The sequence below is a fragment of the Gordonia malaquae NBRC 108250 genome (assembly GCF_000344135.1).
Lineage (GTDB): Bacteria > Actinomycetota > Actinomycetes > Mycobacteriales > Mycobacteriaceae > Gordonia > Gordonia malaquae.
The window spans coordinates 143774-164651 of sequence record NZ_BAOP01000011.1; the positions used below are offsets into that span (position 1 = coordinate 143774).

23 protein-coding genes and 1 riboswitch are annotated in these 20878 nt (G+C 66.3%); of the genes, 14 read left to right on the forward strand and 9 right to left on the reverse strand.

Annotated features, from left to right (window positions below):
• Nucleotides 1-5: 5 nt before the first annotated feature.
• On the reverse strand, nt 6-575 hold the full coding sequence (locus GM1_RS09220; RefSeq protein WP_008378281.1) for a hypothetical protein: 570 nt from the start codon (nt 573-575) through the stop codon (nt 6-8).
• Between the two features lie 249 nt (nt 576-824).
• On the opposite strand from GM1_RS09220, the gene GM1_RS09225 reads away from it, so the two are divergent.
• From GM1_RS09225 to GM1_RS09255, 7 genes are all read left to right on the forward strand, one after another.
• Nucleotides 825-1436: a TetR/AcrR family transcriptional regulator gene (locus GM1_RS09225; protein ID WP_008378282.1), complete on the forward strand. Its 612-nt coding sequence runs from the start codon at nt 825-827 to the stop codon at nt 1434-1436.
• Nucleotides 1437-1459: 23 nt separating this feature from the next.
• A complete protein-coding gene (locus GM1_RS09230; protein ID WP_008378283.1) occupies nt 1460-2224 on the forward strand; it encodes a hypothetical protein in 765 nt (254 codons plus the stop codon).
• A gap of 84 nt (nt 2225-2308) precedes the next feature.
• Entirely contained in the window at nt 2309-3832 is a 1524-nt protein-coding gene (locus tag GM1_RS09235; RefSeq protein WP_008378284.1) for a CoA-acylating methylmalonate-semialdehyde dehydrogenase, read from the forward strand.
• A 9-nt stretch (nt 3833-3841) separates the two neighbouring features.
• On the forward strand, nt 3842-5014 hold the full coding sequence (locus GM1_RS09240) for an acyl-CoA dehydrogenase family protein (RefSeq protein WP_008378285.1): 1173 nt from the start codon (nt 3842-3844) through the stop codon (nt 5012-5014).
• A 29-nt stretch (nt 5015-5043) separates the two neighbouring features.
• The gene (gene mmsB / locus GM1_RS09245; RefSeq protein WP_040519759.1) at nt 5044-5910 is read left to right on the forward strand and encodes a 3-hydroxyisobutyrate dehydrogenase; all 867 of its coding nucleotides are present in this window, start codon (nt 5044-5046) and stop codon (nt 5908-5910) included.
• Between the two features lie 37 nt (nt 5911-5947).
• The gene (locus GM1_RS09250) at nt 5948-6442 is read left to right on the forward strand and encodes a MarR family winged helix-turn-helix transcriptional regulator (RefSeq protein ID WP_008378287.1); all 495 of its coding nucleotides are present in this window, start codon (nt 5948-5950) and stop codon (nt 6440-6442) included.
• Between the two features lie 146 nt (nt 6443-6588).
• The gene (locus GM1_RS09255) at nt 6589-6798 is read left to right on the forward strand and encodes a CsbD family protein (protein ID WP_008378288.1); all 210 of its coding nucleotides are present in this window, start codon (nt 6589-6591) and stop codon (nt 6796-6798) included.
• 53 nt (nt 6799-6851) lie between these two features.
• On the opposite strand, the gene GM1_RS09260 is transcribed toward GM1_RS09255, so the two are convergent.
• Nucleotides 6852-7166, reverse strand: coding sequence for a DMT family transporter (locus GM1_RS09260; protein WP_008378289.1), 315 nt, complete (start codon nt 7164-7166; stop codon nt 6852-6854).
• Nucleotides 7167-7183: 17 nt separating this feature from the next.
• A riboswitch (guanidine-III (ykkC-III) riboswitch) is annotated at nt 7184-7248 on the reverse strand.
• Nucleotides 7249-7353: 105 nt separating this feature from the next.
• Here GM1_RS09260 and GM1_RS09265 point away from each other — a divergent pair.
• Nucleotides 7354-7722, forward strand: a complete 369-nt coding sequence (locus tag GM1_RS09265) for a DoxX family protein (RefSeq protein ID WP_008378290.1) — start codon at nt 7354-7356, stop codon at nt 7720-7722.
• On the opposite strand, the gene GM1_RS09270 is transcribed toward GM1_RS09265, so the two are convergent.
• Both GM1_RS09270 and GM1_RS09275 read right to left on the reverse strand, forming a co-directional pair.
• Nucleotides 7719-8369 carry a response regulator gene (locus GM1_RS09270; RefSeq protein ID WP_040519760.1) on the reverse strand — a complete coding sequence of 217 codons (651 nt, stop codon included), beginning with the start codon at nt 8367-8369 and terminating at the stop codon, nt 7719-7721. The two genes, GM1_RS09265 and GM1_RS09270, sit on opposite strands and share 4 nt — an antisense overlap.
• Nucleotides 8366-9481 carry a sensor histidine kinase gene (locus GM1_RS09275; protein WP_223291397.1) on the reverse strand — a complete coding sequence of 372 codons (1116 nt, stop codon included), beginning with the start codon at nt 9479-9481 and terminating at the stop codon, nt 8366-8368. Before GM1_RS09275 ends, GM1_RS09270 begins: the two co-directional genes overlap by 4 nt.
• Nucleotides 9482-9591: 110 nt before the next feature.
• On the opposite strand from GM1_RS09275, the gene GM1_RS09280 reads away from it, so the two are divergent.
• Nucleotides 9592-10131, forward strand: a complete 540-nt coding sequence (locus GM1_RS09280; RefSeq protein ID WP_223291398.1) for a hypothetical protein — start codon at nt 9592-9594, stop codon at nt 10129-10131.
• On the opposite strand, the gene GM1_RS09285 is transcribed toward GM1_RS09280, so the two are convergent.
• On the reverse strand, nt 10119-11102 hold the full coding sequence (locus GM1_RS09285) for a TauD/TfdA dioxygenase family protein (RefSeq protein ID WP_008378294.1): 984 nt from the start codon (nt 11100-11102) through the stop codon (nt 10119-10121). The two genes, GM1_RS09280 and GM1_RS09285, sit on opposite strands and share 13 nt — an antisense overlap.
• A gap of 135 nt (nt 11103-11237) precedes the next feature.
• Nucleotides 11238-13589, reverse strand: a complete 2352-nt coding sequence (locus GM1_RS09290; protein WP_008378295.1) for an arylsulfatase — start codon at nt 13587-13589, stop codon at nt 11238-11240.
• Between the two features lie 195 nt (nt 13590-13784).
• Between GM1_RS09290 and GM1_RS09295 the strand changes: the two genes are divergently transcribed.
• From GM1_RS09295 to GM1_RS09310, 4 genes are read left to right on the forward strand one after another with little or no spacing between them, the layout of a single operon-like run.
• The gene (locus GM1_RS09295) at nt 13785-15380 is read left to right on the forward strand and encodes an ABC transporter substrate-binding protein (protein WP_040519761.1); all 1596 of its coding nucleotides are present in this window, start codon (nt 13785-13787) and stop codon (nt 15378-15380) included.
• Between the two features lies 1 nt (nt 15381).
• On the forward strand, nt 15382-16341 hold the full coding sequence (locus GM1_RS09300) for an ABC transporter permease (protein ID WP_008378297.1): 960 nt from the start codon (nt 15382-15384) through the stop codon (nt 16339-16341).
• Nucleotides 16338-17249, forward strand: a complete 912-nt coding sequence (locus GM1_RS09305) for an ABC transporter permease (RefSeq protein WP_008378298.1) — start codon at nt 16338-16340, stop codon at nt 17247-17249. The genes GM1_RS09300 and GM1_RS09305 overlap by 4 nt, the downstream gene beginning before the upstream one ends.
• A 4-nt stretch (nt 17250-17253) precedes the next feature.
• Nucleotides 17254-18882: a dipeptide ABC transporter ATP-binding protein gene (locus GM1_RS09310; RefSeq protein WP_008378299.1), complete on the forward strand. Its 1629-nt coding sequence runs from the start codon at nt 17254-17256 to the stop codon at nt 18880-18882.
• On the opposite strand, the gene GM1_RS09315 is transcribed toward GM1_RS09310, so the two are convergent.
• Nucleotides 18879-19316 (reverse strand): acetyltransferase, encoded by a 438-nt coding sequence (locus GM1_RS09315; RefSeq protein WP_008378300.1) that lies wholly within the window; start codon nt 19314-19316, stop codon nt 18879-18881. The two genes, GM1_RS09310 and GM1_RS09315, sit on opposite strands and share 4 nt — an antisense overlap.
• A complete protein-coding gene (locus tag GM1_RS09320; RefSeq protein WP_008378301.1) occupies nt 19313-19768 on the reverse strand; it encodes a peroxiredoxin in 456 nt (151 codons plus the stop codon). The genes GM1_RS09315 and GM1_RS09320 overlap by 4 nt, the downstream gene beginning before the upstream one ends.
• Nucleotides 19769-20138: 370 nt before the next feature.
• Between GM1_RS09320 and GM1_RS21560 the strand changes: the two genes are divergently transcribed.
• Nucleotides 20139-20714: an endonuclease domain-containing protein gene (locus GM1_RS21560; RefSeq protein WP_008378302.1), complete on the forward strand. Its 576-nt coding sequence runs from the start codon at nt 20139-20141 to the stop codon at nt 20712-20714.
• On the opposite strand, the gene GM1_RS21895 is transcribed toward GM1_RS21560, so the two are convergent.
• On the reverse strand, nt 20711-20878 hold a 168-nt coding region (locus tag GM1_RS21895; RefSeq protein ID WP_174316865.1), incomplete at its 5' end, for a transposase. The genes GM1_RS21560 and GM1_RS21895 overlap by 4 nt on opposite strands.

The following is a 20878-nucleotide window of genomic DNA, read 5'->3' on the forward strand; positions in this document are numbered from 1 at the left end:
GGCTTTCAGTCGGCGAACGCGGCCTCGAACCAGTTGGAGAACTCGCAGGCGAGATGCCATTGATGTCCGGAGATCACGGTCTGCAGCATCGGGAGCGGGAACTCGACCAGCAGTCGCGCGTGGACGCCGTCGGCGGTGTCGCGGAACTGGTGCCGGACGCCGCCGATCGGGCGGCCCGTTGAACTGATCGCGACGCCGTCGAGCCGCACCGGGAACTGCGGGTCGATCGGCGTGACCAGACTGGACACGTCGTCGTAGTCGATGTCGAAGAGAGCCGCGAACGGGCTGCCCCCGTTCGTCTCGAGAACCTGCTGTCGGCCTCCTGCCATGCGAAGCACGAAATGGTCCGGGCAGGAGCGTTCCATCGCGTCCTGGTTCGAGGAGAACGTGATCTCGGTGAACAAGTCGGCGAACTCTTGCGCGGTCCCTCCAGGCACGTGGAGTTCGGTGACGCAGATGCGTCGACGCCGGCTGAGTGATGCCTGCGCACGTCCCACAATGTCGGCGATCCGCGCATCGCGCTCGAGTCGACGGAGAATCTCATCGTCACCGAGGCCCGCTTGATCTGCAGCCACTCCTCGCGACGTTCGCTGACCGGCATCGGGTCCGGCGCCGGAACCCCGAGCTTCTTCGCCGCGGCGTCGATTCGCTTGTCCTCCCAGGCGAGGACGTCGGCGCGAGACACCTGCCGACCATTGATAGTCGCCGTGATGTCGAGTTCAGGCAGGGCCATCTCGTTCCTAACGCTAGGTGAACTATCGTTAAGTGACGCTAGGCGCGTCATTTCACGGCGTCAACCCCCCGATCCGGCAAGAATGGAAGTCGTGCCCGACACCAAACCGCCCATCCGACGCACCGGCGGGCGTTCCGCGCGTGTGCAGGAGGCCGTCGAAACCGCCGCACTGAAACTCTTGCTGAGCGGTGGACGCATCGGGCTGACGATGCGCGCCGTCGCACAGGAGGCCGGAGTCGCCGAGACCACCGTGTACCGACGGTGGCCGTCAACCGACCACCTGGTCGCTGCCGCGCTGCTGAGGCTGGCCGATGCCGACAACCCGATACCCGACACCGGCTCACTCGAAGGCGATCTGAGCGAGCTGCTCACACAGATCGTTGATCTCTTGAGTCGGCCGGAGGTGATTCGAGTGGTGCGGAGCGCGGCCGCACTCGACGGCGCCACCACAGTCGACGAGGCCCGCTCGACATTCTTCAGCAACCGATTCGCGGCGTCGTCGGTGATCGTGGAACGGGCCGTCGACCGCCGAGAACTGCCGTCGACCGCCGACCCGTATCGAGTCATCGAAGCCCTCGTCGCCCCCGCCTACATGCGCGCGCTTCTCGGCAACAGGACGTTCGACGACCGGTTCATCGCCGACTCGGTGGCGTACACGCTCGCCGGAGCGGGAGCATTCGACACGGAACAGCCCCGGCCGTAGGTTCGTCCGACAAGGATGGGTCCATGCACTGGTTCAACTGGTGGTGGAGTCACGAAGTGGTCCACGGCGGCAAGGGGCCGCTGTTGCTCGCCCTGATCGCGTTCGTGGTGACGTTCCTGGTCACCCGAATCATCACTCGGCTCATCCGGGCCGGCATCGGCCCGTTCGGGAACATCAACATCGACGGCGTCCATCTGCACCACTCCACACCCGGAGTAGTCATGGTGATCGGCGGCGGCCTCACCGCGGTGGGCGCCCCGACGCTGTCCGTCTGGGCATACCTCGCCGCGTTCGCCGTCGGGAGCGGCTCGGCCCTCGTCCTCGACGAGTTCGCGATGATCTTCCGCCTGCGAGATGTGTATTGGAGCGAAGAAGGCCAGATGTCGATCGGCGCGGCGACGCTGGCCGCCGCGTGTCTGTGCCTCGCAGTCGTCGGCCTGTCTCCCGCCAGCGTGCCGGGGCTGTCCGGGGCGGTTCTGTGGATCCGGTACGCGCTGATGGTGTTTCTCGCGCTCAACCTGACAGCAGTCGCGGTTGTCGCATTGAAGGGCAAGTACCCGACGGCCGTGGTCGGCGTGTTCGTGGCGCCGGTCGCATGGATCGCCGCGATTCGGCTCGCCCGGCCCACGTCACTCTGGGCCCGCCTCCGCTACGACGAGCACCGGAGAAGCTTGGCCCGCCGCCGCCTGGACCGATTCGACCGCAGGTGGGGGCCGATTCAGCGGCGGTGGGCCGACCTGATCGGGGGCAGGCCGACACGACTCGACCATCCCCCGGAAGAAAACTAGGACGTCCAACCTATTGCATTACTTGGACATCCAAGTTTATGGTGATCGTGACCACCTGGAGAGTTGTACGAGAGGCTGTTTCACATGGGCGATCTGCGCACCATCGACCACTACATCGACGGCGCACGCGTCGCAGGCACCGGCGCGACCGCCGACGTCTACGACCCCAGCACCGGCGCCGTGCAGGCGCAGGTCCCACTCGCGTCGACCGCCGACGTCGACGCCGCCGTCGCGTCGGCCGCAGTCGCGCAGCGCGAATGGGCGTCGTGGAACCCGCAGCGTCGAGCCCGCGTCATGATGCGTTTCGTCGATCTGGTCAACCAGAACATCGACGAGCTGGCCGAGCTCCTGTCGTCCGAGCACGGCAAGACGATCGCCGATGCCAAGGGCGACGTGCAGCGCGGCATCGAGGTGATCGAGTTCTCGATCGGCATCCCCCACCTGCTCAAGGGCGAGTACACCGAGGGTGCGGGCACGGGGATCGACGTCTACTCGATGCGTCAGCCGCTCGGCGTCGTCGCAGGCATCACTCCGTTCAACTTCCCCGCGATGATCCCGCTCTGGAAGGCCGGCCCCGCGTTGGCGTGCGGCAATGCGTTTGTCCTGAAGCCGTCCGAACGCGACCCGTCGGTTCCGGTGCGGCTCGCCGAACTGTTCTCCGAGGCCGGACTCCCCGACGGGGTGTTCCAGGTGGTGCACGGCGACAAGACCGCCGTCGACGCGCTGCTGAACAACCCGACGGTCAAGGCCGTCGGCTTCGTCGGCAGCTCCGACATCGCGCAGTACATCTACTCGACATGCGCCGCGAACGGCAAGCGCAGCCAGGCGTTCGGCGGCGCCAAGAACCACATGATCATCCTTCCGGACGCCGATCTCGATCAGGCCGTCGACGCCCTCATCGGCGCGGGCTACGGCTCGGCGGGCGAGCGGTGCATGGCGATCTCGGTGGCGGTTCCGGTCGGCGAGGAGACGGCGGAAGCGTTGCGCGCCAAGCTCGTCGAGCGCATCGCGGCCCTGCGCGTGGGCCACAGCCACGACCCGGCCGCCGATTACGGTCCGCTTGTCAGTGCTGCCGCACTCGAGCGCGTGAAGAACTACATTGACAAGGGCGTCGAGGAAGGCGCGGAGCTCGTCGTCGACGGTCGGACCCGCGGCAGTGACGACGCACAGTTCAACGGCGTCGACATCTCCGGCGGCTATTACCTCGGCCCCACCCTCTTCGACCGCGTCACCAAGGACATGTCGATCTGGACGGATGAGATCTTCGGTCCCGTCCTCACGATCGTCCGGGCTGCGGACTACGAGGAGGCGCTCGCCCTGCCGACCGAGCACGAGTACGGCAACGGCGTCGCGATCTTCACCCGTGACGGCGACGCCGCCCGTGACTTCACCTCGCGTGTGGAGGTCGGCATGGTCGGCGTCAACGTGCCGATCCCGGTTCCCGTCGCGTATCACACGTTCGGCGGCTGGAAGCGTTCCGGTTTCGGCGACCTGAATCAGCACGGACCTGCGTCGATCATGTTCTACACGAAGACCAAGACGGTCACGTCGCGGTGGCCGTCGGGCATCAAGGACGGCGCCGAGTTCTCCATCCCGACGATGAACTGAGGCTCGGGCATGCCCTACCCGGTTCTGAACGACGACGACCGGATCGTCGTCGAGACGGCGCGTGACTTCGCGCGCAAGCGCCTCGCACCGCACTCCCTGGAGTGGGACGCGACCAAGCACTTCCCCGTCGAGGAGATGGTGGAGGCCGCGTCGCTCGGCATGGCCGCGATCTACACCCGAGAAGATGTGGGTGGATCCGGACTGCGGCGTATCGACGGTGTTCGGATCTTCGAGGAGCTCGCCAAGGCCGATCCGGTGACGGCGGCGTTCCTGTCGATCCACAACATGTGCACGTGGATGGTCGACACCTACGGCACCGACGAACAGCGCAAACGCTTCGTCCCGAAGATGGCGTCGATGGAGTTCATGGCGAGCTACTGCCTCACCGAGCCGGGCGCGGGCTCGGACGCCGCCGCCTTGTCGACGTCGGCCAGACGGGACGGTGACGAGTGGGTCCTGCGCGGGTCCAAGCAGTTCATCTCCGGTGGCGGAGTGTCAGACGTGTACGTGGTCATGGCCCGCACCGGCGATGCAGGAGCCCGCGGCATCTCGACGTTTGTCGTCGAGCGCGATACGCCCGGGCTGTCGTTCGGACCTGCGGAGGCCAAGATGGGCTGGCACAACCAGCCGACCGCGCAGGTGGTCTTCGACGACGTCCGAGTCCAGGTGGACGCCATGCTCGGCGGCGTCGATGGAGAGGGAACCGGCTTCTCTATCGCCATGAACGGGCTCAACGGCGGACGGTTGAACATCGCCGCCTGCTCGCTCGGCGGCGCACAGGCTGCGTACGACGCCGCCCTGAAGTACGTAGCCGATCGGCACGCATTCGGAGCGCCTCTGATCGACGAACCGACGATTCGCGCGACTATCGCGGAGATGGCGATGAACCTCGAGGCATCACGGCTGATGCTGTGGCGTGCGGCAGAGGCCGTCGACTCGGGAGACCTCGACAAGGTGGAACTGTGTGCGATGGCCAAGCGGTTCGTCACCGAGCACTGCTTCACGATCGCCGACCAGGCCCTGCAATTGCACGGCGGGTACGGCTACCTGCATGAGACGGGTGTGGAGAAGATCGTCCGCGATCTGCGAGTGAACCGCATTCTGGAAGGCACCAACGAGATCATGCGGATGGTCATCGGCCGCGCCGAAGCCGCCCGCGTCACGAAGGAGAAGACCCGATGAACGGGACGAGTGAAACGAGAGGGCAATCGATGCGAGTCGCATTCCTTGGACTCGGCAACATGGGCGGACCGATGGCCGCGAACCTCATCGCCGCAGGTCACACTGTCGTCGGGTTCGACCTGTCGGATGCTGCGCTCGCCCACGCGGCCGAGCACGGCGTCCAACCCGTCGACTCGGCACGGGCGGCCGTCGACGGCGCGGACGCTGTCATCACGATGCTGCCGAGCGGCGCGATCGTGAAAGCCGTGTACAGCGACGTCCTCCCCGTCGCCGCTGAGGGCACTGTCTTCATCGACTCGTCGACGATCTCCGTGGAGGACGCACGCCACGTGAATGAGCAGGCACTGGCCGCGGGCATGCGGCAGGTCGACGCACCCGTGTCGGGCGGCGTGAAGGGCGCCACCGCGGGCACCTTGGCCTTCATGGTCGGCGGAGACGACTCGTCCGTGGCCGCTGCAGACCCCGTGCTCGAGCCGATGGCCGGAAAGGTCGTGCCGTGCGGCGGCTCCGGAAACGGCCAGGCTGCCAAGTTGTGCAACAACATGATCCTGGCGGTCCAGCAGATCGCCGTGGGTGAGGCGTTTGTGCTGGCAGAGAAGTTGGGTCTGGCCGATCAGGCGTTGTACGACGTCGTGACGGGTGCGACGGGCAACTGCTGGGCGTTGCACACGAACTGTCCCGTCCCGGGTCCGGTGCCCACGGCGCCGTCGGAGAACGACTACAAGCCGGGGTTCGCAACTGCGCTCATGAACAAGGATCTCGGCCTTGCGATGGACGCCGTCGCAGCGACGGGATCAACGGCGCCGCTCGGCTCGCATGCGGCAGGACTGTACGCCGCGTATGCCGCCGAGCACGGACATCTCGACTTCAGTGCGATAATCGACACCTTGCGTTGACCGAGACTCGGTGAGCACCCAGACCAGAGGAGGGCCCGTGCGAGACGACCGTGATCCGATCGCGCGGGCTCGCCGCAATTGGGAGGACGCCGGCTGGGGTGGTGAGATCGCCGATGGCATGGAGGCGGTCACGTCCGTCATGCGTGCGCATCAGATCATGCTGGCGCGCGTCGAGCAGGAGTTGAAGCCCTTCGGTCTGACCTTCGCACGTTTCGAACTGCTGCGTCTCCTCGCGTTCACTCGCCACGGCGAACTCCCCATCTCCAAGGCGTCAGACCGTCTCCAAGTGCACGTCTCGTCGACGACGAGTGCGATCGCGCGCCTCGTCGACGCCGGGCTCGTCGAACGCCGACCGCACCCGACAGACGGCCGGACGACCCTCGTCGCGATCACCGAGGCGGGCCGCGACCGTGTCGAACTCGCCACTGCAGCCCTGAACACTGTGTTCGCCGACATAGGCATGCCCTCCGACGAATCACGTGCTCTGGTGAGCGCCATTCGGTCCCTTCGTGCAGCTCACGGCGATTTCTGACGCGGTCCGCACTGCGGCGTGCCCGATGAACTCACAACGAGTCTGACCACTGCGAGACCCGGCGCTCTTCGGTAGCGTCGGTGGTGTCGTCCAATCGGACGACCACCCGGAAGGGTTGAGCGCTCGATCGAAGGGAGATTCACACCATGGGACTCGCAGACGACGCACAGAACAAGGCCGACGATCTGAAGGGCCGCGCCAAGGAGGCGACCGGCGCCGCGATCGGCGACGACGACCTGAAGGCCGAAGGTCAGGCAGACCAGGGGCTCGCCGCGGTTCGTGAGAAGGCCACCGAAGTGGCCGACAAGGTGAAGGACGGCATCGACTCGGTGAAGGACAAGCTCACTGGGCACTGAGCAGACGCGAACAGCGGGCGGCCGAATTCGATTCGGCCGCCCGCTGTTCTATGTCAGGACGCGAGCTTGAGGCCCACGACTCCACCGACGATCGCAATGATGCACATGATCCGGACCATGCTGACGGCTTCGTCCCCGGAGACCATCGCGTAGACGACGGTGACGGTGGCCCCGATGCCGACCCAGACCGCATAGGCCGTGCCGATCGGCAGATCGCGCATCGCGATCGCCAGCCCGGCCATGCTCGCGACCAGTGCCACACCGAAGACGACTGATGGATAGAGGCGGCTGAAACCCTCCGACTTTCCGAGGGCGGTCGCCCATACGGCTTCGAGCAGCCCGGACACGACAAGAATGATCCACGACATGAGATGCACCTTTCGAACAAACACCGTCTTGTCGCAGGCCGGGTACGGTGTGCTCGTCCGGGGGCCGAGTTCCGGCCACTCCCCTGACCATACCCAGCCTCGACGTGCAGGCCAATGCCGTTTGTGGTGCGATCAGTCACCACCGGAGACCATTGCCGCGTGACACCGTTCGTCCTACGGTCAGAACATGAACGCACCGACTGACCTGCTCCGCGATCCGCGCCTGTACCAACTCGCCGCCGTCGGCCAGGCCGCCGACGCAGTAGCGTGCATCGGCCCCATCCCCTACATCACCCGATGCCTGGACAGCGTCGAGTATCCACAGACGAATCGTTGGATCTTTCCCGTTGTGAAGGGCGCGTCGGCGGTCGGACTGGCGTCCGTGACACGTTCGCCCGCCCTCGCTCGTCTGACGGCGATCATGCTGACGATCTACTTCACCCTCGCCGTCGGCTCCCACGTGCGCGTCCGCGACTTCGGACTCAACGCCACCGCCGCGACATCGTTCCTGCTGTTCTACGGTGCACTCGCCGCGACGGGACCAGCGGACGACTAGACGAGCCCGGCCGCAGCAGCGATCACCGCGGCCTGTACGCGTGACGGCGCGTCCAGCTTCATCAGCACCCGCGAGACGTGCGTCTTCACCGTCGACTCCCCGATGCCCAGTCGACGCGCGATCTGCGCGTTCGACAATCCTGCACCCACCCCGCCGAGCACATCGCGCTCACGGTCAGTCAGCGCCGAGAGGTCGGGAACCGCGGGTGCGGGCCGAGTGCGCATGGCGTCGACGACAGCCCTGGTGACTCCCGCGTCGAGGACGGCGTCGCCCTCGGCCACCCGCAGCGTCCCATCGACGAGTTCGGCCCCGGACGCGGTCTTCAACAGGAACCCCGAAGCGCCTGCAGACAACGCGCCGACGACGTACTCGTCGAGACCGAACGTCGTCAGCACCAATACGCGCGCATCGGTCGCGGAGGTGACCGCGGCCGTTGCCGCCAGACCATCGACACCGGGCATCCGCACGTCCATCAGCACGACGTCGGGGCGCAGTTCTACCGCAAGGCGGATCGCGACGGCGCCGTCGGCCGCCTCCCCGACCACAGTGATCCGCCCGGAGGCTTCGAGCACCATCCGCAGTCCTTCACGCACGGCGGCGTGATCGTCGGCCAGCACCACCCGGACCCTGCTCGTCGCACTGCTCATCGGGGAAGCTCCGCCGTCACGATCCACTCCTGTCCAACAGGTCCGGCGTCGAGGTGTCCCCCGATGCTCTCTGCCCTGATCTGCATGTTCGCCAACCCCTGGCCCCTCGTCGACGGCGCTTCGGCGGCCCGGTCGTTCCGGACGATCACACGAACAGCGCGGGCGCCGCTGGACAGTTCGACGGTGACCGGGCGCCCGGGTGCGTGCTTGGTCGCGTTCGCGAGGGCCTCCCCCACGATCCGGGTGACGACGGCTTCCAAACGACGAGGCATTCCGGTCACGTCACCGTTCACGGAGACCGTCGAGCCGACAGCGTCCGCGGCGTCGATCAGCGGATCGACCGATGACCAGCGGACCGTTGTGATCTCGTCCCCATCGGTGGCGAGCAGATCGATCATCGCCCTCAGCTCGCCGAGTGCCGCGAGCGAGTTCCCGCGGATCGATTCGACGACGGGTCCCGGTTCGGCGGCGTCACGCGCCGCTTCGGACAGGATCGCGATCGCGGACACGTGCCCGGCGACGGTGTCGTGGAGTTCACGAGAGAGCCGCCGACGTTCGTCGGCGAGTGCTGCGGCCCGTTCTGCCTGCGCCTGTGCGACCGCCGCCGACTTCTCGGCGTCGCCTGCCCGCCGGGTCGCGACAACCGACAGCCCGTAGCCGATCGGCGACAGCAGAAGTGCAACACCGATCAGGCCGGTCAGCACGCCTGCACGAGCACCTCCGGCGATCGCCCCGGCGACTGCCCCGGCGACGGTTGCGACCACTCCGAGCACGATCACCACGCGTCGAAGGCGATCCGACCCGCGGACCACACCGATGTACATCACGTCCGATAGCGCGATCCACAACGGAAGCGACGGGCCCGCATACGCGTCGAATGCCAGCAGAAGCCCCATCGCGCCGAGAGCGAGTGCAGGCCTGCGCTGGGCGGACAGCTGGACGAGAAACGCCGCCGACAGGATGCCGAGCTTTCCGTACCAGGGATACCGATCGACATCGGTGAAGAACACGAACGACCCGGACGCCCACATCAGCAGGCCGACAGCAAGGGTGCCGGCGGCCATCACGTTCGCCCCGGTCAGCATGCTGTCTCGGTGGAATCGGATCGTCATCGTCTCCAACTACAGCACACCGGACGCCTGCGCGGGTCCCCCTAAAGTACGACCCCGCCGACGTCGATCGGCGGATGCGCCGCATGGTGGACGCGGGGCACGGTGGATCCATGAACCCCGTATTGATCACCATCGCCGCCTGCGAGATCGGCTTCTGGGCGTTTGTCGTCGGAGGACTCGCCCTTCGCTATCTGGCTCGACTCACGCGTGCATCGACGATCGTCCTCGCCTGTGTTCCGCTGATCGACCTGGTTCTGCTGATCGCGGTGACTGTCGATCTGGCCAGGGGCGGCGACGTCGAGTTCGCCCATCGACTCGCACCGATCTACCTCGGCGGCACGCTGATGTTCGGGCATCGGATGATCGCGTGGGCCGATGTGCGTTTTGCGCACCGATTTGCCGACGGGCCCGCACCGGTGCCGATCCCATCGACCGGTCCGGTGCGAGCCCGTCATGAGTGGTCCGACTTCGGGCGATGGCTGGGTGCCGTCGCCATCGCCGCGGTGATCACCGCAGCCCTCGGTTACACCGTCGCGGATTCCACTCAGCGTGAGGCCATGTTCGGGAGTTTCGGGATGCTCGGCACGATCACCGTCATCTGGTTGCTCACCGGCCCCGTCTGGTACTCGTTCAAAGATCAGGCGGCGTAGACGTCCAGCCGCCGAGGCTCGTCGATGCTCGAGTAGTGCGACGCGTCGCCGGAGATGATTCGGCTCGACTCCCCGTCGACGCTCACCGGCACATCACCGGCAAGTGTGATGCGGTGCAGCCTGCGCTCCTGCCCACCGAAGTCGGCGATTCCATAGTGCTGCGTCGCCCGGTTGTCCCAGATGGCGACATCGCCGAGGCTCCAGTTCCATCGGAAGGTGTTCTCCAGGCGGGTGATCCGGTTCTGGAACACCTGGTAGAGCGCCGCGAACTCACCGGGCTTCAGCTGGTGGAACTCTTTGACGAAGTGTCCGAGCAGCAGACTCCGCTCACCCGTCTCCGGGTGGACCCGGACCACGGGGTGCAGCGTCTGGTACTCCGAGCTCGTGAACTCCTTGTAGTGCTCGGTCCGGCGCGCGGTCTCCTGGTCGCCGCCACCGTGCTCGGACGTGACGTAGTCGTAGAGGTTGGAGTGCTTCGCCCACAGAGTGTCTGCGAACGCGCGCAACGACGCCGGCAACTGGTCGTAGGCGGCGACGGTGGACGCCCAGGTGGTGGCCCCTCCCCACGCTGGGAGTGTGACGGCCCGCAGGATCGACGCCTTCGGGATCCGGTCGACGAACGACACGTCGGTGTGCCAGCTGTTGGCAGCGCCTTCGATCGTCAGCAGCTGGCTGCCCCGCGAGGTGACGGTCGGGTGCGGGAGTGTCGGCTCTCCAAGACGCTGTGCGAATGCGTACTGCCCGTCGTCGTCGAGGTGCTCTTGTCCGCTGAACACGACCACCTTGTTGACGGCGAGCGCGAGTCGAATCGCCTCTGCCTGATCGTCACTGATCTCGCCGCCCAGACGCACCCCGCTGATTCGGGCACCGATGTACTCTCCGAGCTTGTCCACCCTGATTCCGGCATCGGCGTAAATGCTTTCCGCCGCAGCAGCACGGTCGGCGTGATTCGCAATGGAAGTGATTGTCATGGCTGAATTCCTTTCACCCTTGAAGGCGAGTGTGAAATGTGGGGGAATTGATGATCGACGCGAATGCGTGACACTCATGAAATCGAATCGGCGCGATGAGCACCACACATCGAATCATCGTGATTGCAAGTCGGTTCAATCGGCGACATCGGCCGCCTGCTGATCGATGGTGCGCCGAATCGGCTCCGGCACGCGGACCCGCCCGGGCCGGTATGTGACGGAGACGAGCGACTCCGGAGCTCGGAACACACCGCGTCTGGCCCGCAGATCGCTGTCGACCGCGCCTCGTGCGTCGAGGCCCACTGAGATGCCTGTCCATGGCGCCATCCCCACCAACTGCACCGCCCGCGGGAGATCGGCGACCCGCGATTCGGCGCCGTCGACTGTCACGTCGACGGTGAAATCCCACCGGACGTCGTCGGACGCCTGAGCTCTGAGGGTCACGGCCTCCGGCCGCTCCGGCAGCGGTCCGGACACCCGGTGCACCCGCCCGTAGGCGTTGTAGACGAAGCTCAGCACTCCGTTCTCGACGACGACCAGGTAGCCGCCCTGGACGTCTCCGTGCGCGACGAGGACACCCTCGTCCGACGGCTCCCAGTCGCGGAGTTCCACGACGACCTCGAAGTCGCGGTACGCGATCAGCCTGCTCGACCGGTACCGTTCCAGCGTCGGCGTGCCTCGGAGGAGCCGGACGTCAGATGCAAAACGCTCAGCTTCGGCGGGGCGGCGTCTCACCTGGTCACCGACGGTGTCGAACAGGGGGAACACCGTGTTGCGCCATGCGGCCTCGTCCCACGCGGCGGCCAGCTCTGCGACGACATCCGGATGATCGGCGGCGACGTCGACGGTCTCGGCGGGATCGGTCCGCACGTCGTACAGCTCCCATTGAGGACGGTCGACGTCGGCCGGATCGCCGTCGTGTAACGACAGCAGCTTCCAGCCGTCGCGGTAGAAGCCCCGGTGGCCGCCGAACTCCGCGTACTGCTCGGTCCGCGGCGACGCCGCGTCGGGTTCGCGCAGGAACTCGGCGACGCTCACACCGTCACGTTCGATCGCGTCGACTCCGTGTCTGGTCCGCGGCGTGTCGACACCGGCGAGCTCGAGCAGGGTCGGCGCGAGGTCGGTGACGTAGGCGAACTGGCGCCGTACCCCGTTGTCGTCGGCCGCTCTCGTCAGACCGCCCGGCCAGGACAGGACGAACGGAACCCGGACGCCGCCGGCGAACGTCTGGCCCTTGTAGAACCGGAACGGAGTGTTGGACGCCTGGCCCCAACCGCGCGGGTAGTGCACTCCGAGTTCGGGTGAACCGATGAGCGACTCGTCGTGCGGCACGTCGCGCTCCCAGTCCGGCGGAACCGGACCGTGGACGAACTGGCTGAAGTAGGAGCGGGTCCCCTCCGCCCCACCTTCGGCCGTGCCGCCGTTGTCGGAGGTGAAGACGATGATCGTGTCGTCGAGTTCGCCGAGGTCGTCGAGGAGGTCGACGATCCGCCCGACACTCTGATCAACACTGTCGACGAGAGCCGCGTACACCTCCTGGTAGCGCTGGTAGCGGTTCTTCTCCTCGTCCGACAGGTCGTCCCACGGCGGTGCGTCGTACCCGGGTTCGGTGTTCCGCTCCCGGATCGGGGTGCCTGGGTCGAAGAGCCCGTCGGCCACCTGCTTCGCGAATCGCCTGCGCCGGACCTCGTCCCAGCCGTCGGCGTACCGGCCTCGATGCCGGTCGAGGTCTGCGGGCTTCACCTGATGAGGACCGTGCATCGCGATGTGCGCGAAATACAGGAAGAACGGCTTGTCCGCGTCGTGCGCACGCAGAGCTTTGACCTGCCCGATCGCTCGATCAGTCAGATCATCGGTGACGTAGTAGCCCTCCGGGTACTCGTCGACGTCCACCACCGAGTTGTCGGCGATCAGCTGGTTCGGGTGGAAGAACGAGTTCAGTCCTTCCAGCGATCCGTAGTAACTGTCGAAACCTCGCTGCAGAGGCCACGACTTCCGGGATCGCCCCGGACTCATGTCGGCATCGCGGACGAGGTGCCATTTGCCGACGGCGAACGTCGCGTACCCCGACTCGCGGAGAATCTCCGGCAATGTCAAGACGTCGTCGGCCAACTCGAGGCGCAGTCCCGGAAACCCCGGGTCGGAGTTGGCGACGCTGCCGTACCCCGCGCGGTGTGGATTGACACCGGTCAACAAGGCCGCTCTGGCAGGCGAGCAGACCGGAGTCGTGTGGTAGTTGCTCAGCCGGTAACCGGTCGCGGCGATCCGGTCGATGTTGGGTGTCGGGATCTCGGCCCCGAACGGACCGATGTCGGAGTAGCCGAGATCATCGATGAGCACCACGACGATGTTGGGCCGTCGGCGGCCGTCCGTGTCGGCGGGCCACCACGGCGTCGACGCGGACGTGGTCCGCCCCACCGTTCCACCGAAATCGTCGTATCCGCGGGCGTAGTCGGGAATTCCACTCGTCACTTCGTGGCCTTTCATGCAGTGTCCGAACGTGTCGTCGGCGCCGCAGGCACCGATTCGAGCACCATTCCCGACATCCCGGCGCACCGTCAAAACTTTGAATCGTCGTGATTGGAAGTGATCCTTTCGACGACGCTCTGCTGAATCATTCATTGCCAACCGCACCCACCGGCAGCGGTGCGAGAAGAATTCGACGAGAAAGCAGAAATTGACATGTTCCGACATCGGTTCGCCCGCATATTGTGGGCACTGCTCCTAGCCCTGATCGCAGCGGTCGGGCTCAGCAGTTGCCGTAGTGCAGTCGATGCGCAGCAAGGTCCGGCAACAGGCTCCGGACCAGTGGTGCGCGGCGGTGAACTCCGTGTCGGGGTGCTCGGCGACCTGTCCCCCGCCAAGTTCCTGCAGATCGGCACCGGCAGTCTCAATGGTCACGTCGTCGCCAATGTGTACGACACCCTCATCACGCTCGACCACAGTTCACCCACCCCGCGTCCGTCGCTGGCGACCGGGTGGGTTCTGGCGCCGGACGGGCTCTCACTGTCTGTGGACCTGCGCCGAGGCGTCACATTCCACGACGGGCGCGAGTTCACATCGTCCGATGTGCAGCAGTCGCTCCTCGCCTATCTCGCCGGGCCGTGGAAGCCGCAGTTCAAGCGGACTGCCGCCGCGATCACCGGTTACGACGTCACCGACCCGCATCGAGTGGTCCTGTCGTTCGCTCACCCGGTCGGCAACATCTTCGACCTGCTCGACTCGGCGCCGATCATCGACGCCAAGACACTCGACGGACTGAAGGCGGGCCGAACGTTCAACGGAACCGGTCCCTTCGAGTTCGCGTCGTGGACACCCAACTCCCGGGTCACCCTCGTCCGCAATCCCGACTATTGGGGCGGTTCGCCTGCGCTCGACAAGATCAGCTTCGTGGAGGGCAACGACCCGAAGTCGTTGTACACGCGGTTGCGGACCGGGCAGCTCGACGTCGTCGACCCTGCAGGTCTGACGTCACACGACCAGAAGCTCGCCACCAGCCGGTACGGGTTCCGCGACATCGAGTTCACGGGCGCGGAGAGCGAAGTCTACGTAGGTGTCAACGTTGCGAACCCCGCACTCGCCGATCGTCGTGTCCGCCGAGCGATAGCATTCGCGGTCGACCGAGACCGGATCATGACCGACGTGCACCAGAGCGCCGGGTATCCGGTGAACCTGCCGTGGCCGAAGACGTCGCCCGCCTACAACGCTTCGGCGAATCGGACCTTCACGCGGGACGTCTCGAAGGCGAGGGCGATTCTCGCCGAGCTTCCACCGGTGCCGCCGATCGACCTGGACTATTCCACGCAGGGCGGGACGTCACGCATCGTCGCCGAGATCGTGCAGAGCAATCTCAAGGACGTCGGCATCACCGCCGATCTGGTGCCCAACGATCCGACGGTCCACGCATCGAAGCTCATCGGCGGAGAGTTCTCCGGCCTGTGGATCCTCGAGCACGCGTTCGCCCAGTTCACACCGTCGACGCTCGCCGTGTCGGCGTACCCGTTCAATGCGGCGAAGAACGCCTCGAACTTCGTCGCCGCCGACTACGCGGCGGCGGCGGATTCCGCGTGGAAGACTGCCGACCCGTCGTCGCCCGAGGCGATCGCCGCGTACCGCCGGCTCGACTCGGTCTGGCTCAACGAACTGTTCCTCGTTGAGATCGGCGTGGTCATCCAACACGCGACCGCATCACCGAACGTCAGAGATGTGGGCTGGGACCGTCGAGTCCAGTTCCATTTCGCCGACACGAGTCTCACCAATCCCGATCGGAGGTCATGACATGACCGGCTACCTTCTCCGGCGGATCCCGACAGCTGTTGTGGTCCTGTTCGCTGCCTCACTGCTCATCTTCGCCGTGCTCCGGCTCATTCCCGGCGGCCCCGAAGCGGCACTCGCGGGATCGGACGCCACCCCGGACGATCTCGCGGCGATCCGTCACGATCTCGGCCTCGATCGGGGCTTCTTCGTCCAGTACGCCGCGTGGATCGGATCCGTCCTCACCCTCGACTTCGGCACGAGTTACCAGGTCGGCGGCAGTATCGGCGACCTGGTCTCGTTCGGCCTGACCAACACGCTGGTACTGACGTCTGCGGCGGCGGTGCTCGCGGTCGCCCTCGGGATCGCCCTCAGTCTGGCTGCGACCATACGACCGTCCGCCTGGTTGAACACGCTGCTCACCGGAGTCAACGCGATCGCGATCGCACTCCCCACTTTTGTCGTCGGAATCGTGTTGATCTTCCTGTTCGGTGTCCGTTGGCGACTGCTCCCGGCGGGCGGCACACCGCCGAACGGCCTCACAGACGATCTGTGGATCACCGCGCAGTATCTGGCGCTGCCCGCGTTCACGCTCGGATTGCCCGCCGGAGCGATGCTCGCCAGGTTCCTCACCGAGGCGTTGCAGACCGAGCTCAGACAGCCGTATGCGGTCACCGCGATCGCGACCGGCGCATCACGCCGCGACGTGGTGCTCAAACACGCACTGCGCAACGCACTCCCGTCGACCATCACCGCGTTCGGCCTCATCGTCGGTGCGCTCCTGGGCGGTGCCGTGCTTGTCGAATCCATCTTCGGCTGGCCCGGACTCGGACTGCTGACCGAGGAGGGCATCTCAGCCCGCGACTATCCACTCGTCCAAGTCCTGGTTCTGCTGTCGGTGACGGTTTTTGTCCTGATCCAGCTCGCCGCCGACATCGTCCACGCATGGCTCGACCCCCGTATCCGATTGGCAGGTGCCGCATGACCACCACCGTCCCCGTTGTCGACGGCTCCGCCGTCGACCTCGACCCCGGTCTCATCCCGGAGACTCCGACCGACCGCGACTCTCGACCGACACGACTGCCGCTGTGGCGCAGCCTCGTCCACGGGTCGGGGCTCGTCGGCACGGTCCTCGTGCTCGCCGTTGTTCTCGCGGGCCTTCTCGGACCGCTGTTCGTCTCCTACGCCCCCGACCAGCAGATCGACGGCGCTTATCTCCTGTCACCGAGTGCAGAGCACTGGTTCGGCACTGACGACGTCAACCGCGACGTCGCCTCGCGGATCCTGTCCGGAATCCGCGTCGACCTTCTGATCATCGTGATCGCCGTCCCGATCGGCGCCGCGATCGGCACTCTCATCGGGCTGCTCGGAGTGTCGTTCCGGCGGGCCGACGGTGTGGTCCAACGTGTCTTCGACGTCATCCTCGCGTTCCCCGCACTGATCCTCGGAATCGCGCTCGTCGCGATTCTCGAGCCCGGCGCGGTGACCGTCGGCATCGTCATCGCCATCGCCGAGATCCCCGTATTCGGCCGACTGGTCCGCACGTCCGTCCTGCGGATCAGGGAGCAGCCGTACGTCGAAGCTGCGCGGGTCAGTGGTGCAGGCACGGGCCGGATCCTGTTCCGTCACGTGCTGCCGAACTCCGTCGAAGCGCTCGGAGTGCAGTTCGCGCTGTCACTGTCGCTCGGTGTGTTCATCGGCGGCGCACTCAGTTACCTCGGCATCGGCGTCGTCCCGCCGACACCGTCGCTCGGCGGCTTGCTCGCCTCGGGCAACGGCTACCTGGAGACCAATCCCTGGATCTCGATCGGTCCGCTGATCGTCGTGTCCGCCCTGGTCCTGGGCCTCTACTTGATCGCGCAGTCGATCTCTTCCGACCGAAGGAGTCTGTAAGACCATGGCACGCGTACTCGACGTCACCGACCTCCACGTGAGGTTCGACTATCCACGTCCCGCCGTCGCGGGCATCAGCCTCCATGTCGATGCGGGCGAGATCGTCGCCCTCGTCGGTGAGTCCGGCTCCGGCAAGACGATGACAGCACGAGCAGCCATCGGACTGCTCCCCGAGAACGCCGTCTCCACCGGTTCGGTGAAGGTCGACGGAATCGAAGTCCTCGACCTGGACGAACGTGGATGGACCGCTGTCCGCGGCAGCCGCGTCGCAATGGTGTTTCAAGAACCGCAGACCGCGCTCAATCCGGTCCAGACGGTCGGCTGGCAGCTCCGACAGGCGTTGACCCGGCATGGGTCGCTCTCCCGCTCGGAAGCCAGGAGACGAGCGGTCGAACTGCTGGAACTCGTCGAGATCCCGGACCCGCAGACACGAGTCGGCTACTACCCGCATCAGCTGTCCGGAGGTCAGAAGCAGCGCGTGGTCATCGCCCTCGCGCTGGCGGGCGACCCGGCTCTGCTCCTCGCCGACGAACCGACCACCGCCCTCGACGTGTCCGTGCAACGGGACATCCTCGACCTGCTCGTCAGACTGAGGGACCGCACGGGTGCGGGCATCCTGCTGATCACGCACAATCTCGGGGTGGTCGCCGAGATCGCCGACCGCGTGGTCGTGGTCCAACTCGGCGAGACCATCGAGACCGCCGACGTCCACTCCCTGTTCGCGGCGCCCCGCGAGCCGTACACCCGGCAGTTGCTGGCATCGGTGCCCCGCCTGCACCCGGGATCGGTGGAGGAAGTCGACCCGCAGCCGACGGAGGTCGACGCCCCGGTGCTCGAGATCAACGCCGTCACCGTCCGTCATCCGGGCCGCTTCGGAGCAGCGCCGCACACTGCATTGTCCGAGGTGACACTCGACGTCGCGCCCGGCGAGGTGCTCGGTGTGGTCGGCGAATCCGGTTCAGGCAAGACGACACTCGGACGCGCGATCGGTGGGCTGCTGCCCATCGCCGAGGGGCGGATCTTCATCGACGGCGAGGATGTCTCGACACTCTCCGGCGCGGCGCTGCGTGCGGTTCGTCGTCGGATCGCGTTCGTCCCGCAGGACCCGACAGCATCGTTGAACCCGCGGTTCACCGTGGCCGAATCGATCCGCGAGCCGCTGGACATCGGGCGGATCGGTGACCGTTCGTCACGTGCTCGACGCGTCGCCGAACTGTTGGACGCGGTGCAACTGCCGACATCCTTCGCCACCCGACTGCCCCATGAGCTGTCCGGAGGCCAGCGGCAACGCGTGGCGTTGGCCCGTGCGCTGTCGGCGAATCCCGAACTCTTGATCGCCGACGAACCGACAAGCGCGCTCGACGTGTCCGTGCAGGCTCGGGTGTTGGAGTTGTTCGCCGACCTTCAGTCCGAGTTCGGTTTCGCCGCGCTGTTCATCAGCCACGACCTCGCCGTGGTCCGGCAGGTGGCCGACCGGGTGGCCGTCCTCAAGGCCGGACGGCTCGTGGAGACGGGATGGGCCGACGAGCTGTTCGACGCCCCGGTCACCGACTACACCCGGTTGTTGGTCGACGCGGTGCCGGTTCCCGATCCCGACCGCGTACGTGCCGGGCGTCCGGTTGTTCCCGCTTAGGGGGTGAATTCGAGCGTGAGCAGCGGGTACGGGCGTCCGTCCCCGTCGAGCTCCGAGCGACCAGTCTGGGTGAAACCGCGTGCGGGGTAGAACCCGACGGCCTGCGGGTTCTGTTCGTTGACGTCGACTTCGGTGGCGCCGAGCCTGACGACCGCGTCGTTGAGCAGCACCGTCCCCACTCCCGTCCCACGGACGTCGTCGTGCACGAACAGCATTTCGAGTCGCCCTTCGGCGACACCCGAGAAACCGACGATCCGACCTGCGTCGTCGGCGACGGTCAGCGTCACGTTCGGGAGATAGTCACCGGGCAGCGCGCGTTCGATCTCGGCGAAATGCTCCGCGGCGAGGAAGGCGTGTGTCGCGGCGACGGCGCTGCGCCAGACGTCGACGATCGCCGGGTACTCCTCTGGTCCGGCTGGCTCGCGGAGGATCACCCGAGTGCTTTGAGGGCGCGGTCGGCGTGGACGCTCATGTTGACCTCGGACGCGATGACGTCGGCGATCACTCCGTCTCGCCCGATGGCGAACGTGGTGCGCTTGGTCGGCATGCCGACCGCACTGAACAGGCCGCTCCGGCGCACTCCGTAGGCGTCGGCGACCGAGCCGTCGACGTCGGCCAGGAGTGGATAGTCGAGCCCGTGCTTGGCCGTCCAGTCGCTCTGCTTGGCGACGTCGTCGCGGCTGATCCCGATGCGCTGCACCCCGGCTGCTGAGAACTCGGCTGCGAGATCGCGGAAGTGACAGGCCTCCTTGGTGCAGCCCGGCGTGAACGCAGCAGGGTAGAAGAAGAGGGCAACGGGTCCCTCGGCCAGGAGTTCCGACAGCCGCCGGACGTCGCCGTTCTGGTCGGGCAGAGCGAAGTCGGGTGCGATGTCACCGGGTTTCATGGTTCCAGCCTAGCGAGTTCAGGCGTATCGGCGTGCCGGGGGAACCGCGCATCGGGTCGCTGCGTCTGACCTTGTATGAGGGATTCAGGTGTCTACCCCGCGGCCGCACTGTTGGCACTCGGATTCGACCGCGAGGCGATCCGTCGAGCCGTTCTGTCCGGCGACCTGGCACAGCTGCGGTGGGGATGGTTCGCCGCAGCGAATCACGATGCCCGCACGGCGTCCGCGGTGCGGGACGGCGGCGTGTTGACCTGTGTCGACGCGCTCAGGTTCCACGAGCTCTGGACTCCTCCCGGCCACAACGGGCTGCATCTGCGTCGCAGCCGCAACTTGAGCGGAAAGAATCGCGCGTGCCGTCCGCCGACTGGATGTGTTCGGTCCGCTCGCGATGCCGTCGACCCGCTGCCAGTCTCCCTGCTCTGCCGTCGGCTGCCTCCCGCTGGACGAATGGGTCGCCGTCTGCGACTCCTACCTGAACTCGACCGGGACCGAGAGCATCGTGCGGGTCCGCCTCCGATCTGCGGGCTTCGACGTTGTGGTCCAGCCGCCAGTCGAGGGTGTGGGGCACGCAGACCTCCGCGTCGGTCGGCTGCTGATCGAATGCGACAGCGTCCTGCACCACGCGAGCCGAGCCGACTACGAACGCGATCATCACCGCGATCGCAGAGCAGTAGTCGACGGCTGGCTCGTCCTCCGGCTCACCTACGACGACATCCTCTACGACTGGGACGGTGTCCTCGCCGACATCCTGTCGATCACCAGGCCGGACCGGCACCGCGCTCGCACGCCGCAGGCGATCGAGATGGTTCGAAAGTCAGTACTGCAATCGCAACTCGAGGGCAATATCGGGCTGTTGCAGTTTGGAGTTGTCGATCGAACGTGTCCGTTGGCCGGGTGGAGAGGCCGGCCGGTGGCCCGTGCGAGTTGGTGGTGCGGCCGCCTTTAGGCGGTGGCTAGGTGGCCTCCGGTGATGGCTTTGACGATGTTGTTGACCAGGGCGTGGAAGGCGAATTCTGATGCTGCCCGGTCGATTCCGCGGCTGGTGAATCGACGGAAGCGTAGGTTGTGTTTGGCGTGTCCGAACGGTGTTTCGGCTATGTGACTGCGCTG